This is a genomic window from Paractinoplanes ovalisporus (assembly GCF_016834655.1).
Classification (GTDB): Bacteria; Actinomycetota; Actinomycetes; order Mycobacteriales; family Micromonosporaceae; genus Actinoplanes; species Actinoplanes ovalisporus.
This window is the reverse complement of record NZ_JAENHP010000021.1, coordinates 1-19,400: the sequence shown is the minus strand read 5'-3', so window position 1 is coordinate 19,400 and position 19,400 is coordinate 1. Positions and strand designations below refer to the sequence as shown.

At 70.8% G+C, this 19,400-nt stretch carries 13 protein-coding genes and 1 pseudogene; 7 read left to right on the top strand and 7 right to left on the bottom strand.

The genetic code is table 11. The annotated features are described in order from the left end of the window. Nucleotides 1-2 precede the first annotated feature (2 nt). From JIG36_RS39810 to JIG36_RS39800, 3 genes and pseudogenes are all read right to left on the bottom strand, one after another. Nucleotides 3-677: a lysophospholipid acyltransferase family protein gene (locus tag JIG36_RS39810; RefSeq protein WP_203381648.1), complete on the bottom strand. Its 675-nt coding sequence runs from the start codon at nt 675-677 to the stop codon at nt 3-5. A gap of 149 nt (nt 678-826) precedes the next feature. Then, the gene (gene ileS / locus JIG36_RS39805) at nt 827-3,946 is read right to left on the bottom strand and encodes an isoleucine--tRNA ligase (protein ID WP_203381647.1); all 3,120 of its coding nucleotides are present in this window, start codon (nt 3,944-3,946) and stop codon (nt 827-829) included. 212 nt (nt 3,947-4,158) lie between these two features. Continuing rightward, a pseudogene (locus JIG36_RS39800) lies at nt 4,159-5,369 on the bottom strand (alkaline phosphatase D family protein). Nucleotides 5,370-5,458: 89 nt separating this feature from the next. Between JIG36_RS39800 and JIG36_RS54430 the strand changes: the two are divergent. From JIG36_RS54430 to JIG36_RS39780, 4 genes are read left to right on the top strand one after another with little or no spacing between them, the layout of a single operon-like run. Continuing rightward, the gene (locus JIG36_RS54430; RefSeq protein ID WP_203381646.1) at nt 5,459-6,460 is read left to right on the top strand and encodes an ArsR/SmtB family transcription factor; all 1,002 of its coding nucleotides are present in this window, start codon (nt 5,459-5,461) and stop codon (nt 6,458-6,460) included. A gap of 29 nt (nt 6,461-6,489) precedes the next feature. Continuing rightward, nucleotides 6,490-7,467: an ABC transporter ATP-binding protein gene (locus JIG36_RS39790; RefSeq protein WP_236049159.1), complete on the top strand. Its 978-nt coding sequence runs from the start codon at nt 6,490-6,492 to the stop codon at nt 7,465-7,467. After that, a complete protein-coding gene (locus JIG36_RS39785) occupies nt 7,464-8,234 on the top strand; it encodes an ABC transporter permease (protein ID WP_236049158.1) in 771 nt (256 codons plus the stop codon). Before JIG36_RS39790 ends, JIG36_RS39785 begins: the two co-directional genes overlap by 4 nt. A gap of 49 nt (nt 8,235-8,283) precedes the next feature. Further along, on the top strand, nt 8,284-9,069 hold the full coding sequence (locus tag JIG36_RS39780; protein ID WP_203381645.1) for an ABC transporter permease: 786 nt from the start codon (nt 8,284-8,286) through the stop codon (nt 9,067-9,069). A 48-nt stretch (nt 9,070-9,117) separates the two neighbouring features. Here JIG36_RS39780 and ndk read toward each other — a convergent pair whose 3' ends face one another. Continuing rightward, on the bottom strand, nt 9,118-9,546 hold the full coding sequence (ndk, locus tag JIG36_RS39775) for a nucleoside-diphosphate kinase (RefSeq protein WP_203381644.1): 429 nt from the start codon (nt 9,544-9,546) through the stop codon (nt 9,118-9,120). A gap of 128 nt (nt 9,547-9,674) precedes the next feature. Between ndk and JIG36_RS54835 the strand changes: the two genes are divergently transcribed. Together JIG36_RS54835 and JIG36_RS39765 are read left to right on the top strand one after the other, a co-directional pair. Continuing rightward, nucleotides 9,675-13,088: a VOC family protein gene (locus JIG36_RS54835; protein WP_438870791.1), complete on the top strand. Its 3,414-nt coding sequence runs from the start codon at nt 9,675-9,677 to the stop codon at nt 13,086-13,088. 203 nt (nt 13,089-13,291) lie between these two features. Continuing rightward, complete coding sequence (locus tag JIG36_RS39765) at nt 13,292-13,825, top strand: GNAT family N-acetyltransferase (RefSeq protein WP_203381643.1); 534 nt, start codon at nt 13,292-13,294, stop codon at nt 13,823-13,825. A 43-nt stretch (nt 13,826-13,868) separates the two neighbouring features. On the opposite strand, the gene JIG36_RS53675 is transcribed toward JIG36_RS39765, so the two are convergent. From JIG36_RS53675 to JIG36_RS39750, 3 genes are read right to left on the bottom strand one after another with little or no spacing between them, the layout of a single operon-like run. Then, entirely contained in the window at nt 13,869-14,381 is a 513-nt protein-coding gene (locus JIG36_RS53675; protein WP_203381642.1) for a DUF4233 domain-containing protein, read from the bottom strand. Continuing rightward, nucleotides 14,378-15,703 carry a bifunctional folylpolyglutamate synthase/dihydrofolate synthase gene (locus tag JIG36_RS39755; RefSeq protein WP_203381641.1) on the bottom strand — a complete coding sequence of 442 codons (1,326 nt, stop codon included), beginning with the start codon at nt 15,701-15,703 and terminating at the stop codon, nt 14,378-14,380. Before JIG36_RS39755 ends, JIG36_RS53675 begins: the two co-directional genes overlap by 4 nt. Then, nucleotides 15,700-18,333 carry a valine--tRNA ligase gene (locus JIG36_RS39750; RefSeq protein ID WP_203381640.1) on the bottom strand — a complete coding sequence of 878 codons (2,634 nt, stop codon included), beginning with the start codon at nt 18,331-18,333 and terminating at the stop codon, nt 15,700-15,702. Before JIG36_RS39750 ends, JIG36_RS39755 begins: the two co-directional genes overlap by 4 nt. A gap of 68 nt (nt 18,334-18,401) precedes the next feature. On the opposite strand from JIG36_RS39750, the gene JIG36_RS39745 reads away from it, so the two are divergent. After that, entirely contained in the window at nt 18,402-19,055 is a 654-nt protein-coding gene (locus tag JIG36_RS39745; RefSeq protein WP_203381639.1) for a hypothetical protein, read from the top strand. Nucleotides 19,056-19,400 lie beyond the last annotated feature (345 nt).

Genomic DNA, 19,400 nt, shown 5'->3' with positions numbered 1-19,400 from the left:
CCCTATTCCTTGGCCGGCTTGGCCGGGGCGTAGCGCGGCACGTATTCCTGGCCGGTCAGCTTCTGGATCTCGGCCATGAGCTCGTCGGTGAGCTGACGCAGCGACGTGCGGTCGTCGCCGCGGCCCTCCGGATCGATCGGCTTGCCGAACTTGACGGTGACCACGCCCCGGGCCGGCTTGGGCAGGACCTGGCCGATGGGCTGCACCTTCTCGGTGCCGATCATGCCGACCGGGATGATCGGCACCCCGGCCGCCACCGCCAGCCGGGCCGCACCCGTGCGGCCGCGGTAGAGCCGGCCGTCGGGCGAACGCGTGCCTTCGGGGTAGATGGCGACCGCGTCACCCGCCTTGAGCACCGGGATCGCGCCGTCGAAGGCGGTCAGGGCGGCCCGCCCGCCGCCGCGCTCGACCCGGATCGCGCCGAGGCCGTTCATCAGGGTGCGGTTGAACCAGCCCTTGACCCCGGTGCCGTTGAAGTAGTCCGACTTGGCCCAGAAGGCCAGGTGGCGGGGCTGCGCCGAGCCGAGGAAGAGCTCGTCGGCGACGGAGAGGTGATTGCCGGCGAAGATCACGCCACCGGTCTTGGGGATGTACTCGAGGCCCTCGACTCGTGGGCGCCATCCGAGCATCATCACGTTGCCGACGGTGAGCTTGCCGATCGTGTAGAGCAGCGGCAACTGAGGTTCCTCCGGGGCCAAAGGACATGCGCAAACGTGTGGGGGCGCGGTCAGGTTACCGGAGGGAAACCGGGAAGTCCCTGTCGATCCCGCCGACGGCCCGGACATTCACCGCAGAGGCGGCAAATCTCCGGGCCGAGTAGCTGGTGTCACACGGCCTTGGCGACCCGGACGGTGACCTGGTCGCCGTCGCCGACCTCGCCGGCGAAGCCGTCCTCCCCAGCTTCCGCCAGCGTGAGCAAGGTCGCCAGGGTTTCACCGGCCACGAACTCGCGGTGGGCCTCGACGGCGGCCCGCACCGGCTCGGCGGCCGAGACGACCAGCGCGATGCGGTCCGACACGTCGAGGTCGGCGTCGCGGCGGGCCTGCTGCACCACGCGGATCACGTCGCGGGCCAGGCCCTCGGCCGCGAGCTCGGGCGTCACCGCCGTGTCGAGCACGACCACGCCTCCGCCGGCGGGCAGCGGCGCCGAGTTCTGATCGTCCGCGGCGACCAGCTTGAGCTCGTACTCGCCGTCGGCCAGCGTGATGCCGGCGGCGACCGGGGCGCCGTCGACCAGCTCCCACTCACCCGCCTTGACCGCCTTGATGACCTGCTGCACCTGCTTGCCGACGCGCGGGCCGAGGGCCCGGGGCACGACGGTCAGAACCTGCTCGCAGTAGGCGGCCACGTCGTCGGTGAACACGACCTCCTTGACGTTGACCTCGTCGGCCACCAGGTCGCCGAGGTTCGTCAGGGCCGGGGCGTCGGCGGTGGCCACGGTCAGCTTGGCCAGCGGCAGCCGCACGCGCAGGGCCCGGGCCTTGCGCAGCGACAGGGCGGCCGAGGCCACGTCGCGGATCGCGTCCATCGAGGCGACCAGGTCGTGGTCGGCCGGGAAGGCCGCGGCGTCGGGCCAGTCGGTCAGGTGCACCGAGCGGCCGCCGGTCAGGCCGCGCCAGATCTCCTCGGCGGTCAGCGGGGCGAGCGGGGCCACGACGCGGCACACCGCCTCGAGCACGGTCGCGAGGGTGTCGAACGCGTCGGCATCACCCTCCCAGAACCGGTCACGGGAACGGCGTACGTACCAATTGGTCAGCGCGTCCAGGAAGGACCGGACCGAGGCGGCCGCGCCCGAGATTTCGTAGTCGTCCATCTGGCGCTGCACGTCGGACACGAGCTCGTTCGTCTTGGCGAGCACGTAGCGGTCGAGCAGGTGCGCGGAATTTGTCCGGAATTTCGCCTCATGCGATGACGCGTTGGCGTAAAGCGAGAAGAAGTACCAGACGTTCCACAGCGGCAGGAGCACCTGCCGTACCGAATCCCGGATGGCGACCTCGGTGACCGGCATGTCCCCGCCCCGCAGCACGGGCGACGACATGAGCATCCAGCGCATCGCGTCCGACCCGTACGAGTCGAAGATCTTGTAGACGTCCGGGTAGTTGCGCAGCGACTTGGACATCTTGCGCCCGTCCTCGCCGAGCAGGATGCCGTGGGACAGGCAGTTGCGGAACGCGGGCCGGTCGAACAGCGCCGTGGCCAGCACGTGCATGGTGTAGAACCAGCCGCGGGTCTGCCCGATGTATTCGACGATGAAGTCGCCCGGGTAGTGGTGCTCGAACCAGTCCTTGTTCTCGAACGGGTAGTGCACCTGGGCGAACGGCATCGACCCGCTCTCGAACCAGCAGTCGAGCACCTCGGGCACGCGTCGCATGGTCGACCTGCCGGTCGGGTCGTCCGGGTTGGGGCGGGTCAGCTCATCGACGTACGGGCGGTGCAGGTCTTCGATCGTGACTCCGAAGTCCCGCCGCATCTCCTCGAAGGAGCCGTAGACGTCGACGCGCGGGTAGTTGGGGTCGTCCGACTTCCACACCGGGATCGGCGAGCCCCAGAACCGGTTGCGCGAGATCGACCAGTCGCGGGCGTTGGCCAGCCACTTGCCGAACGAGCCGTCCTTGATGTGGGCCGGCGTCCAGTTGATCTCCTGGTTGAGCTCGACCATGCGGTCGCGGAACTTCGTGACGGCCACGAACCACGACGAGACCGCCTTGTAGACCAGCGGGGTGTCGCAGCGCCAGCAGTGCGGGTAGGAGTGCGTGTAGCCCTCGTGCCGCAGCACGGAGTTCTGGGCCTTCAGATGAGCGATGATCGGCTTGTTGGCCTCGAACACCTGCACGCCCTGCCAGTCGGGCACGAGCGCGGTGAAGCGGGTGTGGTCGTCGACGGTCACCACCGTCGGGATGCCGGCCGCGTTGCAGACGTTCTGGTCGTCCTCACCGAAGGCGGGCGCCTGGTGCACGACACCGGTGCCGTCCTCGTCGCTCACGTAGTCGGCGGCGAGCACCTGGAACGCGTTCGGCCCGCCCTTCTCCACGAGGAAGTCGAACAGCGGGGTGTAGCGGCGTCCGGCCAGCTCGCTGCCCAGGACGGTGCCGACCTGGGTCCAGCCCTCCAGCTCCTTCGCGTACGACGGGACCCGCGACGCGCCCATGATGAGCCGCTTGCCGTCCTTCTCGAGGATCGCGTACTGCAGGGAGGGGCCGACGGCGAGCGCGAGGTTGGAGGGCAGGGTCCACGGCGTGGTGGTCCAGACCGCGATGTCCTCGCCCGTCTCCAGCCGGAACGTGACGGTCAGCGCCGGGTCGGTGCGGTCGCGATAGACGTCGTCCATGCGCGTCTCGGTGTTCGACAGCGGGGTCTCGCACCGGAAGCAGTAGGCCAGCACCCGGAAGCCCTCGTAGACCAGGCCCTTGTCGTGCAGGGTCTTGAACGCCCACATGACCGACTCCATGTAGCTGGGGTCGAGCGTCTTGTAGTCGTCGGAGAAATCCACCCACCGGGCCTGGCGCGTGACGTAGCGCTCCCAGTCCTTGGTGTAGGCGAGCACGGAGCTGCGGCAGGCCTCGTTGAACTTGTCGATGCCGAGCTCGACGATCTGCGCCTTGGTGGTGATGCCGAGCTGCTTCTCGGCCTCGACCTCGGCCGGCAGCCCATGGGTGTCCCAGCCGAAGCGGCGCTCCACGTGCTTGCCCCGCATGGCCTGGTAGCGCGGCACCAGGTCCTTCACATAGCCGGTGAACAGGTGCCCGTAGTGCGGGAGCCCGTTGGCGAAGGGCGGGCCGTCGTAGAAGACGTACTCGTTGCTGCCGTTCTCGCCGGCCGGGCGCTGCTCGACGGACGCTTCGAACGTCTGGTCGGCGGCCCAGTGCTCGAGCACGGCCCGCTCGACGGCGGGCAGGTCGGGGCTGGCCGGCACGCCCGTGGCGTCGGTGTGCTTCGGATAGGCCATCGGTGGAACTCCTCGTAGCAGTCGTCGGACTGCGAGGACGAGCCGTTTCAGCCCGCGGTACCACCTCGCTTGACGGATCTCTCCGCCCGCTCATTCACGGCCGCCGCCACCCGGTTCTACTGAGACCGCCAGGTCCGTTCTTCCGGAAGCTCCCCGGTGATGGCCGGATCGTCGCCTGCGTAGAGACAACGATACCGGCCACCGCACGTGATTTACCGGCGAGGGGCGGGCAGGGTCGTGCTCCAGAGCGACCTGCCCTCGCGGTCGCGCAGGTTGACCGTGAACGCCTTGGTCCCGGCGTCGATCTCCACCTCGCCGAAGTGCTGGAAGCCGTCGGCCGGGGACGTGTTGGCGGCGGGCGGCGCGTTCACGAAGTGGGTCTGCGGGCCGAAGGTGGCGTCCAGGGCGTTCGGGCCGAACGCGCCGGCGTGGGCCGGGCCGGAGACGAACTCCCAGAACGGCGTGAAGTCCTGGACCGCCGCCCGGGCCGGGTCGTAGTGCACCGCCTGCGTGTAGTGCACGTCGGCGGTGAGCAGCACGATGCCGGTGACGCCGCGCCGGTGCGCGGTCCGCAGCACCTGGGCGAACTCCAGCTCGCGGCCCTTCGGCGCGCCCGGGTCGCCCTGGGCCACCCCCTCCTGGGCGGTCGCGCCGTCCGGAACGACCAGGCCCAGCGGCAGGTCGTTGGCGATCACCTTCCAGGTCGCCCGCGACTCGCTCAGCCCCCGGATCAGCCACTCGCGCTGCTCGGCGCCGAGCAGGCCACGGTCCGGGTCGGCGTACGTGTTGCCGTCGTTGACGTCCTTGAACGTGCGCATGTCGAGCACGAAGATGTCGAGCAGCGGCCCGTACGAGATCTTGCGGTGGACCGGCCCGCTCCGCATCGGCGTCGGCACCCACTCGTGGTAGGCCTGCCGGGCCCGCCCGGCCAGCACGTCGACCCGCTTCTCGGTGTAGCGGGCGTCGTCCAGGATCTCCCCCGGGTACCAGTTGTTGGTCACCTCGTGGTCGTCCCACTGGTTGATCTGCGGCACCTCGGCCGCGAACGCGCGGTAGGCCTGGTCGAGCAGGCTGTACGCTCCAGGCTCTCGGCCCGCACGCGGTAGTAGAGCCGCTCCCCCGAGGGCAGCCCGCGCACCGTCAGCTTGCCCGTGAAGTCGGTGTCCGGCGTGACCACGGGCCCGCGCAGGACCCGGGCGCCCCGGAAGTCGGGCCGCTTGCTGACGTGCACCCAGAGCCGTCCCGGCCGGTCCGCGCGGCTCCACAGAACCGCCGAGCCGCCTAAGGGGTCACCGCTCTGGACGCCGTGGGTGAGAACGGGCCGGGAGCCGGCCGACGAGAAGGCGGGCGCCCCACCGGCCAGCCCGGCGACACCACCGGCGACGCCGGCGCGCAGCAGATTCCGTCGTGAGATCGAAGTCATGACTCTGATGCCTATCGATCCCGCATGGCTTGCGGGTAACCGTCCCCTGAACTTCACCCGTCTCAGCTCGGGGCGCTTAGGATTCGGCTGTGATTCGGATCGAGATCGATGAACCGACGCTGTCGCGGACCCGGATCGCCATCAGCCCGCTGGCCGAGGTGTTCTGCAGCCTTGCCCTGCTGCAACGCAACCCCGAGGCGGTGCCGTGGCCCTACGAGGGGTGGGCCCGGCGGGCCCGGGCCATGACCGAGTCCGTCTCGCTCTATCTGTCGCTGCCGTCGGTCTCGCCCGATTTTCTCTGCCCGCCGCCGGTCACGGCCATGCCGACGATCGACGAGCAGCTCGAGCAGGTGCGGGCCACGCCGGCCGAGGTGATCGAGTTCGAGATCGCGAAGCACTACCCCGACGGCGACGTGCTGCCCGGGCTGCGGCCGTTCCTGGACGACCGGCAGGCGGCGCTCGACCGGCTGACCGACGGCGTCCGGGCCTACTGGGACGCGGCGATCGCGCCCTACTGGCCGGGCATGCGGGCCGCGCTCGACGAGGAGGTGCTGCTGCGGGCGCGGGCCCTGGCCGCCGACGGGCCCGACGCGCTGCTGTCCCAGCTGCACGAGCGGGTGCGCTGGGAACGGCCGGTGCTCACCCTGGTCAAGCCGCTCGAGCAGTCGTTCGAGGCGGTCAACCAGCGGCTGCTGCTGGTGCCGCTGATCTTCTCGCGGGGCGCGCTGCTGTGCTCCGGCGACCAGCCCGACCTGATCATGGTCACCTACCAGTCGCGGGGCGCCGCGGTGCTGGCCGAGACGCCGGTCCCGCCGCCGCCCGCCGAGGACGACCGGCTGGCCATCCTGGTCGGGCGCGGGCGGGCCGCCGTGCTGCGGGCGCTGACCGTCCCGGCCACGACGACCGGCCTGTCCACCGCGCTCGGGCTGGCCCCGAGCACGGTCTCGGAACACCTGGCCGGACTGCTCGCGGCCGGGGTGGTGCACCGCCGCCGGGCCGGCCGCCGCGTCCTCTACGGCCTCGAGCCCGCCGGCGTCGCGCTCGTGCGGCTGCTCGGCGAGGATTCGGCCCGCACCGAATTCGTTTCCTAGACCCCGGTCGATTCCCTAGCGTTCCGCGCATGGGGAGCGACTACGCCATCGAGGCGGAAGACTTACGCCGGACCTACAAGGCGCGCACCGGCTGGCTCAAGCCGAAGCGCACCGAGGTCGAGGCGGTCCGCGGGGTGACCTTCACGGTCGGCCGCGGCGAGCTGTTCGGGCTGCTCGGGCCGAACGGCGCCGGCAAGACCACCACCATCAAGCTGCTGAACACCCTGCTCATCCCTACGTCGGGGTCGGCCCGGGTGTGCGGGTTCGACGTCGAGAGCCAGACCCGGGAGGTACGCCGGAGGATCGGCTACGTGTTCGGCGGCGACCGCGGGCTCTACGACCGGCTGTCGGCACTGGACAACCTGCGCTACTTCGCCGAGCTCTACGGGGTGGCGCCGCGCGACCAGAAACGCCGCATCGCCGAACTGCTCGACCTGGTCGGGCTGGCCGGGCGCGAGGGCGAACGGGTCGAGGGCTACTCGCGGGGCATGCGGCAGCGTCTGCACATCGCCCGCGGGCTGCTGCACTCGCCCGACGTGCTGTTCCTCGACGAGCCCTCGATCGGGGTCGACCCGGTGGCCGCGCGCGAGCTGCGGCGCACGGTCGCCGACCTGGCCGCGACCGGGACGACCGTGCTGCTCACGACCCACTACATGGCCGAGGCCGACGAGCTGTGCGACCGGATCGCGGTGATCGCCGACGGGCGGATCCAGGCGCTGGGCACCCCGGCCGAACTGCGGCACCGCGCGGACGGGCGCCGGGTCGTGGAGGTGGAGGCCTACGGGGTGCCCGAGAGCGCGGTGGATGCCTTGCGCGGTCTTCCCGGCGTACGGGAAACCGCAGTTGAAGCCCGTGGAGCCCTCCAGCTGCTGACCGTCCACTCCGACGCGCACGTGGACGTGCAGGGTGACGTGCTGCGGGAACTGGCCGGAATCCGGCTCGGCCGCGTCGACAGCCGGGAGCCGACGCTCGAGGACGCGTACGTCGCGATCGTGAGCGCCGCATGAGCCTCCTCCGAGTGCTCGCGGTGGGCACGCTCATGCACGTCAAACAGCTCAGCCGCTCCCCGTTCGAGATGGCGATCGCCCTGGTCGTGCCGATCGTGCAGGCCACCCTGGCCGTCTATCTGTTCCGGTCCGGCGGCGAACAGCACCGCCTGCTCGAGGCCGCGGTCGGCGCCGGCGTGATGGGCATCTGGTCGTCCGTGCTGTTCGGGTCGGGCGGCGCCATCCAGAGTCAGCGCTGGCTGGGCACCCTCGAAATGATCATGCTGGCGCCGCGCCGGCCGGTCCTCGTCATTCTCCCGATCACGATCGCCACCGGGTTGACGGGCATTTACGCGTTGCTCGCCACGCTGATCTGGGGGCGCTTCCTGTACGGCATCAGGCTCGACTTCGCCCACCCGGTCGCGTTCGTGGTCGCGGCCGTCGTCTGTGTGGTCGCGCTCGGCATGTTCGGGCTGCTGCTGGCGGCCACGTTCGTGCTCATGCGCAACGCGAACGCGCTGGCCAACACGCTCGAATACCCGGTCTGGCTGGTCTCGGGCATGCTCGTGCCGATCACCGTGCTGCCGTCGTGGACCGGGCCGATCGCCGCCGTGCTGCCCACCACCTGGGGCGCGCGGGCGTTACGCGAGGCCACCAGCGGCGGGCCGGTCTGGCCGTCGGTCGGCGTCTGCCTCGGCATCAGCGTGCTCTGCCTGGCCCTCGGTGGGCTCGCCCTCACCTATGTCGAACGCCGCGCCCGCGCCGCCGCGACCTTGGCGCTCGCATGAGCCGGCCCATCGGTATCCACCGGCCCCGCCGCCCCAGGAGGCGAACCGCATGAAGACTCTCCGTCTGATGGGCGTCGGCGGCGTGATCGCCTACCGCGCCCTGTTCAACTGGACGACGCCCGGCATGTTCGTCGGCACGCTGCTGGTCGGGCCGCTGTTCCAGCTGCTGTTCTTCGCCTATCTCGGGCGCCAGCTCCAGGTCGCCGACGACCGGTTCTACATCGTCGGCAACGCCGTGCTCACCGCGTCGCTGGCCTGCGTGTTCGGCGGCACGATGGCGGTCGCCAACGAGCGCCGGTACGGAACGCTGGGCCACGTGCTGCTGTCTCCCCGCAGCCGCACCGCGATCTTCTGGGGGCGGGTCATCCCGTACGCGGGAAACGGGCTCCTGATCGCCGTCGTGACGCTCGGTGTGGGCGCGGCGCTGCTCGGGCTCCGGATTCCGTTCGGCGCTCTGCCCGGGCTGGTGCTGGCCATGGCCGCCGGGTCGCTGGCCTGCGGATTCTTCGGGCTGACGCTGGGCGCGCTCGGGCTGCGGTTCCGCGACGTGTGGGTGGTCTCGAACGTCTCGGTCGCGCTGTTGCTGCTGCTCACGGGCGTGAACGTGCCCGCTTCGGGGCTGCCCGGCTGGATGGTGACGGTCGGTCACTACCTGCCGATCACGCACGCGGCCTCGGCGGCGCGGCAGCTCGCGGCCGGAGACGGACTGACCGCGGCCGCGCCCGCCCTCGGCCAGGAACTGCTGGTCGGAGCGGGTTATGCGGTCGCGGCCGTGGCCCTGCTGAAGATCTTCGAGGGTGAGTCACGCCGGCGGGCGTCGCTCGACGCGCTCTGACCCTGTCCTCGGCTCTTCGCGTTGGTTTCGCGTTGGTTTTCGCGCTGCTCAGAGCTTGGGGAACCAGAGGGCGAGCTCGCGCGCCGCGCTCTCGGGCGAGTCGGAGGCGTGGACCAGGTTCTCGCGGTTCGACAGCGCGAAATCGCCCCGGATCGTGCCGGCGGCCGCCTTGCGGCCGTCGGTCGAGCCGATCATCGCGCGCACCACCTCGATCACCTCGTCGCCGGCGAGCACCAGCGCGACCAGCGGACCCGAGGTCATGAAGTCTTTGAGCGGCGGATAGAACGCCTTCTCGACGTGGTCGGCGTAGTGCTGGTCGGCGAGCGTCGCGTCCATGGTGCGCAGCTCCAGCGCCTCGACCACCAGGCCCTTACGCTCGAACCGGCCGAGGATCTCGCCGAGCAGTCCGCGACGGACCGCGTCAGGCTTGAGGAGCACGAGCGAACGCTCGGTGGGGCTGGACAACGAGTCCTCCATGGGTGCTAAAGGGGCTACGTTCAGCCTATCGGTACCAGGTTTGCGGCGAGCGCCAACGCCGGTACTCCCGCACTTTCGCTCAGACTGAGCCGGGCAATAACCTGACGGGGTAGAGCGGGAGGTCCACATTGGCAAACCAGACCGGACGTCCGATCGCGCCGGCACGGAAGCTGGTCGCGGCGGTCGCGGGCACGATCGCGGTCTTCGTGGTCGCGCTGGGATTCGGCATGTCCAGCCTGGGGGTGGTCATCTTCGGGGTCGCGCTGCTCGGCCTCGCGGTGGCGCTCGGGGTGGTCAATGTGGTGCGCCGAGGAGCCCGGGCCTGGGTCTCCGGCACCGCCGAGGTCCGGTCGATCACGCCGCCACCGGCCACGACGTCGGTCTATGGCCGCGCCCGCATCCAGGCAGTGATCGTCGCACCCGGCCTGCCGACGAGCGAGGTCGAGATCAACGAGTCCCGCATCCCGGTCGTGAAGTGGCCCGAGCCCGGCGACACCCTGCCGATCACGGTCGACGTCGACGACATGCGCCGGGTCAAAATCAACTGGGACGAGGCACCGCCGCGCGAACGGGGCGAAGACCCGCCGCCCCCGCCGGTCGACGACTTCGACGACGAGCCCGACGCCGACCTGCTGGGCGACCTCGAGCCCCCACCGTGGGCAAACCGCGACCGCACGTGGGGCCGAGGCGACGACGACCCACCGCCCCCACCCCCACCCGGCAGCTCCCCGCCGCCGCCTCCGCCCCCGCCGTCCCCTTCCGGCGCGCGTTCCGAGGCGAGCATGGACTCCGAGGAGTATTCGGAGAGCCCCGTGGTGGTCCGCGACACCCCCGCCGGCCCCGTGGTCGAGGGCGAGTTCGTCAACCACGACGAGAAGCCGTCCCCGTTGCCACGCCGGGCCTCGTCCACGGCCGGCGGTCCCGCCTATGCGGCCGACGACCCGTACGCTCCCCCGCCTCCCGCTTCCGCCACCCGGGGTTCCGCTTCGTCCGCCTCCGACGCGCCTTCGCGTCCGGAGGCCGACTTCGACGCCCCTGGCCCGAGGCCACGCGACTACGACACCCCTGGCCCGGAGGCTCGCGACTTCGATCCTCCGCCGCCGGGGGCGTCCGGCTCTGCGGCCTCAGCTTCCGGTTCCGCGACTCCGGGTCCAGGCGCCTCCGACTCCGATAGCTCGGGTTCGAGAGCCCGAGACTTCGAGAGTTCGGGATCCCGCGACTTCGAGGGTCCGGCTTCGGGTGATCGCGACTTCGACGCCCCAGGCGCGGAGGCCCCTGGTTACGCGGCCGCCGGTTCCGGCGCGCCTGGCTCGGCGGCTTCTGGTTCCGCAGGTTCTGGTTCTGGTTCCGCTGCGACCGTCGGCGCGGCCGCCGCTGGAGCTGCCGCCGGCGCGGCGGCGTCGTCCCGCCCGGCCGGCTCCCGTCCGAGCCCGCGCCGCCGGGGCGGCACGGCCACCGCCACCGCCACCGCCGAACCCACCACCGCAACACACTCCTCGTCCGGATACGCGCCGTCCGAGCAGGGTTCGCCGGGATATGCCGCTTCCGGTTACGCAGCCCCCGCCTACGCCTCGTCCGGCCCTCCGAGCCAGCGCGAGCCCCACCCCGACGACGCGCTGGTCACCGACATCCCGCTCGACGACCCACCCCCACCGGCGAGTTCCCCGAGCCCGTACGGGACGCCTCCACCCGCCGCTCCCCCTGGCCCTTCCACCGGCTCTTCCTCTGCGCCGGAGTCAGGCCCGCCGCACCAGCGGCCCGAGCCGACCGTGGCCTCAACCCCGCCGACCCCGTCACCGGTAGGCGACTTCCCCACGGCTCCACAGCCGACAACGCCACCGCCGACCGCTCCTCGGCCGGAGACCGCTCCCCCGTCGGCGACACCCCGGCCCACCGCCCCGGCCCCGTCCGCGCGCAGGGCCCCCGACGACGAGATCGACCTCCCCTTGGACGGCGACCCCGACCCGGCCCCCGAGTCGACCCCCGCCGCAGCCGGTGCCGTAGCCGACGACCTGGTCGCCCCTCCGGTAGAGGACAAGCAGCCCCGCATCCACCCTTCCACCCGTTTCATGTCCAACGCGGCCCATGACGCCACCAGCGCCCGACCCGAGACAACCACCCCCACCCCCCTCGACGACGAGTCGACCCAGCCGCTTCCCGCACCCGAGAAGCACGGCGGCCGTTTCGCCGGGGCCGTGGGCGCCGTAGCCGCCGCAGCCGCAGCCGCCGTCCGAAAGGTCACCCGCCCCGACCACGACGACCCCCCACACCGACGCCCTCCGGCCGACGAGGAGGTGGCCACCGCAGCCGCCCCCGAAGAGCCCGCCCGGGCCGCAGGTTCCGCCGAGGCACCTGCACGTCCCGCCGAGGCGCCGGTGCGGGCCGCGGGTTCCGCCGCGATCCCGCGCGATGTCGACGCCCGCGGTCAGGAACCCGTCACACGCGCCGCCCCCTCCCAGGTGGACACCGCTACCGGCCACCCCGCTCCCGACGCATCGGCAGACTGGCCGGCCGCGGCCGCACCCACCAGCCGGCAGGCCACAGACGAGCCCGGCACTCCGGCTGACTGGCCAAGCAGCAGCGCCCCTTCGGAGGCAAGCGCCACGGCTTCCACGGGAGCAGGGCCGACCGTTGAGGCCGACCCGTTCTTCGAGTCGGCTCTCCTCGACGAGGAAACCTCCACGCGTCTCCCCCGGCCTGCGGCCACCACACCGCCCCTCAGCGAAGCAGCCTCGGCGCAAGGGGCCGCTGCGGCACCTACCGCCGGGGCGGGTCTCGCTGCGGCGGGCGCGCCCGAAACCACAGGCGCGACAGCCGCCGGGGCCACGCCCGAAACCACAAGCGCGACAGCCCCCGGGGCCGCGCCTGCAACCACAAGCGGGACAGCGGCCGGGGATACGCCAGCAACCACAAGCACGACAGCCGCCGGGGACACGCCCACGAGCGCGGCAGGCGGCGCCGCCTCCGCTGGTGGGGCCTCGCGCGGGACGGAGTCGGGCGGAGCGGGTCACCCCAAGCCGTCGCCCGCGGCGGCCGCGCTGGCCGCTGCAGCCGCCGCGGCGGCGGGCCAGGACAGGGGGCCGTGGGCCGACCTGGCCGGCGCCTCCGAGCCGGACGACAGCACCGCCGACGTGATCACGGCCTATCCGAGTGCCCGGCCCGGGCCGGCGGGGGCGATCTACGGGGTCGGGATCACGGTGCTGGTCACCGATCTGGCCCGGTCGGCCGCGTTCTATCGGGACACGCTCGGATTCTTCGAGATCGACGGCGGTGAGGGCAGCGCCGTGCTGGCCTCGGGCGACACCCGCCTGGTCCTGCGGACCGTCACCGGTCTCTCGGCCGACGCCGGCCGCCTGATCTACCTGAACCTGGAAGTCGGCGACGTGGAAGCCGTCTATCAGGAACTGGTTGCCAAGGGCGTCGAGTTCGTCCACCCGCCGCGCCCGGTCAACCGCGGCGACCGCCTGGAACTCTGGTCCGCCACGTTCCGCGACCCCGACGACCACAACATAGCCATCACCCAGTGGCGGGCCATCCGCTGACGAACACGAGAGGGCCGGTCCAAGGGGATCGGCCCTCTCCGTCAACGCCACCACCACAAACAGCGCGCGACCCGAAGCCGGCCGAACGCAGCCAGTCCGCCTCGCAAGAAGGCCTCCGCGAGGCCCACCCGCACGAAGGCCACCCCGCGAGATGGCCGCCCGCGCGAAAGGCCGCCCGTTCGACGCCGCGGGAGAATGGGCGCATGACAGATGCATCGGTTCCGGGGCGTGAGGTGTTGCTCGAGACGGACCGGCTGTGGCTTCGGCCCTGGCGCGTCGCCGAAGCCGCCATTCACCGTGAGCTGTGGACCGAGCGTGATGAGCGGGTGCCTCCGCATCGCCGGATCGACGCGGACGGGCACCCGACGGTCGCGGAACTCGCGGAGCGGATCCGGGCCAACCCGCCTTCGACGACCGGCTTTCTGGCGATCGAGCGTAAGGACGCCGGTGACGTCATCGGCTACTGCGGGCTGATCGAGGGACAAGAAACGCCCGGGGAACCGGAGCTGGCGTTCGAGCTGTTTCGCCGGGCCTGGAACCAGGGGTACGCGACCGAGGCTTCGACCGCGGTTCTGGACTGGGCGAGATCGTCGGGATACGAACGCCTGTGGGCCACGGTCCGGGAGTGGAACACCGCTTCCCGCCGGGTGCTGGCCAAGCTCGGTTTCACCGAGACCGACCGCCGCGAAGCCGATCCGCTCTACGGGACGACCCTGTTCGTCACCAGGAGGCTCTGAAGCACCGAGCACTGTCGAGTCGACGCCGCGTACGTAGAAGGGGCTAGCCCAGAATCGTCCGGCGGACGTAGAGGGCGTAGACCCAGGCCGCGCCGAAGATCAGGCCCAGCGCGGTCAGCGACCAGTGGAAGAAGCCGCCGGCCAGCAGAAGCGCCTGCAGCACGGTCCCCGCCGTCCAGGCCCACGGGCGCCGCATCATGCCCGCGAGCACCACCGCGAACACGGCCAGGAACACCACCGCCGCGATGCCCCAGCCGTCCAGGTCGCCGCCCATGATGCGGATCGGCTGGATGCCGAGCAGCAGCACGATGGCCTCCAGCACGAGCGTCCCCGCGCCCAACCCCCGTACGGCGGCCTGAGGGTTGCGAAGCCCGGACCGCGGACCCGCATCGGAGCCTGGAGCCGGCGACGCCGAGGAATCAGGCGCGGCCGGGGAACCGGACGAGGGCGAGGAATCAGGCGCGGCCAAAGGATCAGGCGCGGATCCGGGCAACGGCGAAGGGGAGGAAGCGGACGGCGAAGAGTCAGGCGACGAGGGCGACGGCGACGAGGTCATCGCTTCAGCAGCTTCCGGGCGTCCGCGACGGTCACGACCGACCCCGTGATGATCACGCCGACACCGCTGAGCTCGCCGGACGTGTCCTCCTCGGCGATCACCACGGCCTCCTCGATCGCGTCCGGCATGTTCTGGGCGACGGTCACCCGGTCTTCGCCGAAGATGTCGGTCGCCACCTGGGCCAGCTCGTCGACCGGCATCGAGCGCGGCGAACTGTTCTGGGTCACCACGATCCGCGCCGCCACCGGCTCGAGCAGGTCGAGCAGACCCGACACGTCCTTGTCACCCAGCACCGCCACCACCGCCACCAGGTGCCGGAACGCGAACTCCTCCTCGAGCGCGCTCACCGTGGCCGCCATGCCGTGCGGGTTGTGCGCGCCGTCGAGCAGAATCGCCGGCGCGCTGCGCACCCTTTCCAGACGCCCGGGCGAGTCGACCTGCGCAAAGCCTTCCCGTACGAGGTCCAGCTCCAGCTGTCTGCCGGGCCCCGCGCCGAGGAAGGCTTCGACGGCCGCGAGCGCCAGAGCCGCGTTCTGCGCCTGGTGCGCCCCGAACAGCGGCAGGAAGATCTCGTCGTACACCCCGCCGAGCCCCTGGAGCGTCAGCACCTGGCCGCCCACGGCCTGGGTCCGCTCGATCACGCCGAACTCGCTGCCCTCACGGGCCAGGGTCGCGCTCATCTCGGCGCAGCGCTCGAGGATGGGCCGCATGGCCTCCTCGGTCTGCAGCGAGGTGATCACGGTGGCGCCCTTGTGGATGATGCCGGCCTTGGCCCAGGCGATGTCTTCGATGGTGTCGCCCAGCCACTCGGTGTGGTCGAGCCCGATCGGCGTCATCACGCAGACACCGGCGTCGATGACGTTGGTCGCGTCCTCCTCGCCGCCGAGCCCCACTTCGACCACGGCGATGTCCACGGGAGCGTCGGCGAAGGCCGCGTACGCCATCGCGGTCGTCATGTCGAAGTAGGTCAGCGACTCGGTGTTGCGCGCGTCGATCAGCTCGGCGAGCGGGGCGACCTCGTCGTACGTGGCCGCGAGCCGCTCCTCGGTGATCGGCTCACCGTCGAGGCTGATCCGTTCGCGGACCGTCTCGAGGTGCGGGCTCGTGTATCGGCCGGTGTGCAGGCCGTGCGCCCGCAGCACCGCGTCGATCATGCGGGCCGTGCTGGTCTTGCCGTTCGTGCCGGTCAGGTGGATCGCCGGGTAGGCCCGCTGGGGGCTGCCGAGCACGTCCATCAGGTCCCGGATCTTCTGCATGTCGAACGCCATGCGGGTGAAGCCGCGCCCGTTCAGCGCGGCCTCAGCCTCTTCGTAGGTGCTCATGCCGTAGGCAACGCGGAGAGGGCGGCGGCAATTCGCGTGAGGTCCGCCTCAGCCGTGGCCAGACGGTCCTTGATCTTCGCCACCACCGGCTCGGGCGCCTTGCCGATGAACGACTCGTTGCCGAGCTTGGCCCGGCACTGGGCCGCTTCCTTCTCGGCCGCGGCCCGGTCCTTCTCGAGGCGGGCCCGCTCGGCCGCGACGTCGATCGTGCCGCGGGTGTCGAGGTCGACCGTGATCGCGCCGGACACCGCGAGCGTGGCCGTGGCCGTGAAGCCTTCGGCCGGCGGATCGAGCCGGGCCAGCGAGCGGATCAGCGGCTCGTGCGTGTCGATGCCGACGTTGCCCAGGCCGGTCAGCGCCGCGGAGACCCGCTGGCTGGGCTTGAGCCCCTGGTCGGAACGGAACCGCCGGACCTCGGTGACCACCTTCTGCAGGGCGGCCAGCTCCTCCTCGGCGGCGTCGTCGATCAGCTCCTTCTCGGCCGCCGGCCACTGGGCCTTCACGATCGTCTCGCCACCGGTGAGCGCGATCCACAGCTCCTCGGTGACGAACGGGATGACCGGGTGCAGCAGGCGCAGCAGCTGGTCGAGCACGTGGCCGAGCACCCGCCGGGTGTTGGCCGCGGCCTGGTCGTCGCCCGAGAGCACCGGCTTGCTGAGCTCGAGGTACCAGTCGCAGACGTCGTCCCACGCGAAGTGGTAGAGCGTGTCGCAGACCTTCGCGTACTCGTACGCCTTGAACTGCTCGTCGACCTCACCGATCACGTGCTGCAGGCGGGACAGGATCCACTTGTCGATCGCCGACAGGTCTTCCGGCGCCGGCAGCGGGCCCTCGACGGTCGCGCCGTTCATCATGGCGAACCGGGTGGCGTTCCACAGCTTGTTGCAGAAGTTGCGCGAGCCCTGGCACCACTCCTCGCTGATCGGCACGTCGGAGCCGGGGTTGGCGCCGCGGGCCAGCGTGAAGCGGGTGGCGTCGGCGCCGTAGCGCTCGATCCAGTCGAGCGGGTCGACGACGTTGCCGAACGACTTCGACATCTTCTTGCCGTGGCCGTCGCGGACCATGCCGTGCAGGTTGACCACGTTGAACGGCTGCACGTCGTCCATCGCGTAGAGCCCGAACATCATCATCCGGGCGACCCAGAAGAACAGGATGTCGTAGCCGGTGACGAGCACGCTGGTCGGATAGAACTTCTGCAGTTCCACAGTCTGCTCGGGCCAGCCCATGGTCGAGAACGGCCACAGCGCCGACGAGAACCAGGTGTCGAGAACATCTTCGTCCTGGGTGTAGCCGGCCGGCGGTTCGTCGTCCGGTCCGACGCAGACGACCTCGCCCGCGGGCCCGTACCAGACCGGGATGCGGTGACCCCACCACAGCTGACGCGAGATGCACCAGTCGTGCATGTTGTCGACCCACGCGAAGTAACGCTTGGACAGCTCGGCCGGCTCGATCGTGACACGACCATCCCGTACGGCGTCTCCGGCCGCCTTGGCCAGCGGGCCCGTGTTGACGAACCACTGCAGCGAGAGCCGCGGCTCCACCGTGGTCTTGCACCGCGAGCAGTGGCCGACCGAATGCACGTAGGGCCGCTTCTCGGCGACGATCCGCCCCTCCTCGCGCAGCGCGGCGACGATGGCGGGGCGGGCCTCGTAGCGGTCGAGGCCCTCGAACGGACCGTGCACGGTGACGACCGCGCGCTCGTCCATCATGGTGATGCTGGGCAGATTGTGCCGCTGGCCGATCTCGAAGTCGTTCGGGTCGTGGGCCGGGGTCACCTTGACCGCGCCGGTGCCGAACGACGGGTCGACGTGCTCGTCGGCCACGATCGGGATGCGCCGCCCGGTGAGCGGCAGCTCGACCTCGGTGCCGATGAGGTGCCGGTAGCGCTCGTCGTCGGGGTGGACGGCCACCGCGGTGTCGCCCAGCATCGTCTCGGCCCGGGTGGTCGCCACGACGATCGCGTTGTCACCGTCGCCGTAGCGGATCGAGACCAGCTCGCCCTCGTCGTCGGTGTGCTCCACCTCGATGTCGCTGAGCGCGGTCAGGCAGCGCGGGCACCAGTTGATGATCCGGTTGGCGCGGTAGATCAGCTCGTCGTCGTACAGCCGCTTGAAGATCGTCTGGACGGCGCGGGACAGCCCCTCGTCCATCGTGAAGCGCTCACGCGACCAGTCCACGGAGTCGCCGAGGCGGCGCATCTGCCCGAGGATGGCGCCACCGGACTGGGCCTTCCACTCCCAGACCTTCTCGACGAACGCCTCACGCCCCAGGTCGTGGCGGGACAGCTGCTGCGCGGCGAGCTGACGCTCCACCACGTTCTGCGTCGCGATGCCGGCGTGGTCCATGCCCGGCAGCCACAGCACCTCGAAACCCTGCATCCGCTTGAGCCGGGACAGGGTGTCTTGAATGGTGTGGTCGAGGGCGTGGCCGACGTGCAGCGAGCCGGTCACGTTGGGCGGCGGGATGACGATCGAGAACGCGGGCTTGTCGCTCGCCGGGTCGGCGGTGAAGTAGCCCTCGGTTACCCACGTCTCGTACCGCCGCTGCTCTACCTCGCCCGGCTGGTACTGGGCGGAGAGGCCGCCGGTGGGCCGGCTGTCGGGGGTGCGGTTCTGGGTCGTCTCGGTCACCCGACAAGTCTACGGATGTCACGCCGGAACCCCGAATTCGCATCGCCCGTGCTTGCTACGCTCCTGCAATGCCCGAGCCCGGCCCCCACCAGATCGACATCGGCACTCCGCCGCCCCACGATGCTTCCGAGTCCGACGAGGTCACCGAGGGTCAGGCCAAACCCAAAACCCGTTTCCCCGTACGCCGTGTGTTGATCGTCGGCGTGCTGGCAATCGCAACGGCGGGCGTGGTGACTCTCGGTTTCACCAGTTGGCGCATCATCGCCCAGAAGGATGCGACGCTGACGACCCCGCAGCAGATCGGGAACCTCGTCATCGACGGCTCGGAAAACGGCGTCACCACGGCCGACTACCTGCAGACGGCCCTGGCCGCCGAGGTCGAGCTCGACCACACGGTCGGCGCCGTCTATCAGGAGACCGGCGAGAAGGACGTGCTGTTCCTCGGCGGCACCGGCCTGATCTGGACGCCGTCACGCGATCTCGAGTCCGCCATGTCCCTGGTCTCCGACAAGGAAGGTTCGGTGACCAATCTCCACGCGGTCGACCCGGGCCCGCTCGACGGCGTCATGAAATGCGGAATCACCAAGACCGCCGACGGCGACCTGACCGTGTGCGGATGGGCCGACCACGGAAGCCTGGCCCTGGCGATGTTCAACAACCGCACCGAGGCCGAGGCCGCTCCCCTGATGCGCCAGATCCGGGACGCCACCGAGACCCGCTAGTCGTTCACGGCCGCGCCCCAACCGGGGGCGCGGCCGTTCTTTCCGCACGGACACGCGCCGGCCCTCACAGCAGAGCCCCGCATTCACAGCGGAACGCCTACGACCTTCTGCCCCGGAACGAGTGTTCGTTTTGCGGAACCTCTACAACTTTCTGCCGCGGAACGAGCATTCGTTTTGCGGGACGCCCACAACCTTCCCCCGCGGGAACGAGCGTTCGTTTTGCAATAACGTCCCACAGCCTCGCCGGCGCGGAATGAGCATTCGTTTTGGAAAGCAACGGCCTCGACACGGAACGAAGGTTCGTTTTGAGGCAGGCGCCGGCCGACGGCGGGTTTCTACCGTGCC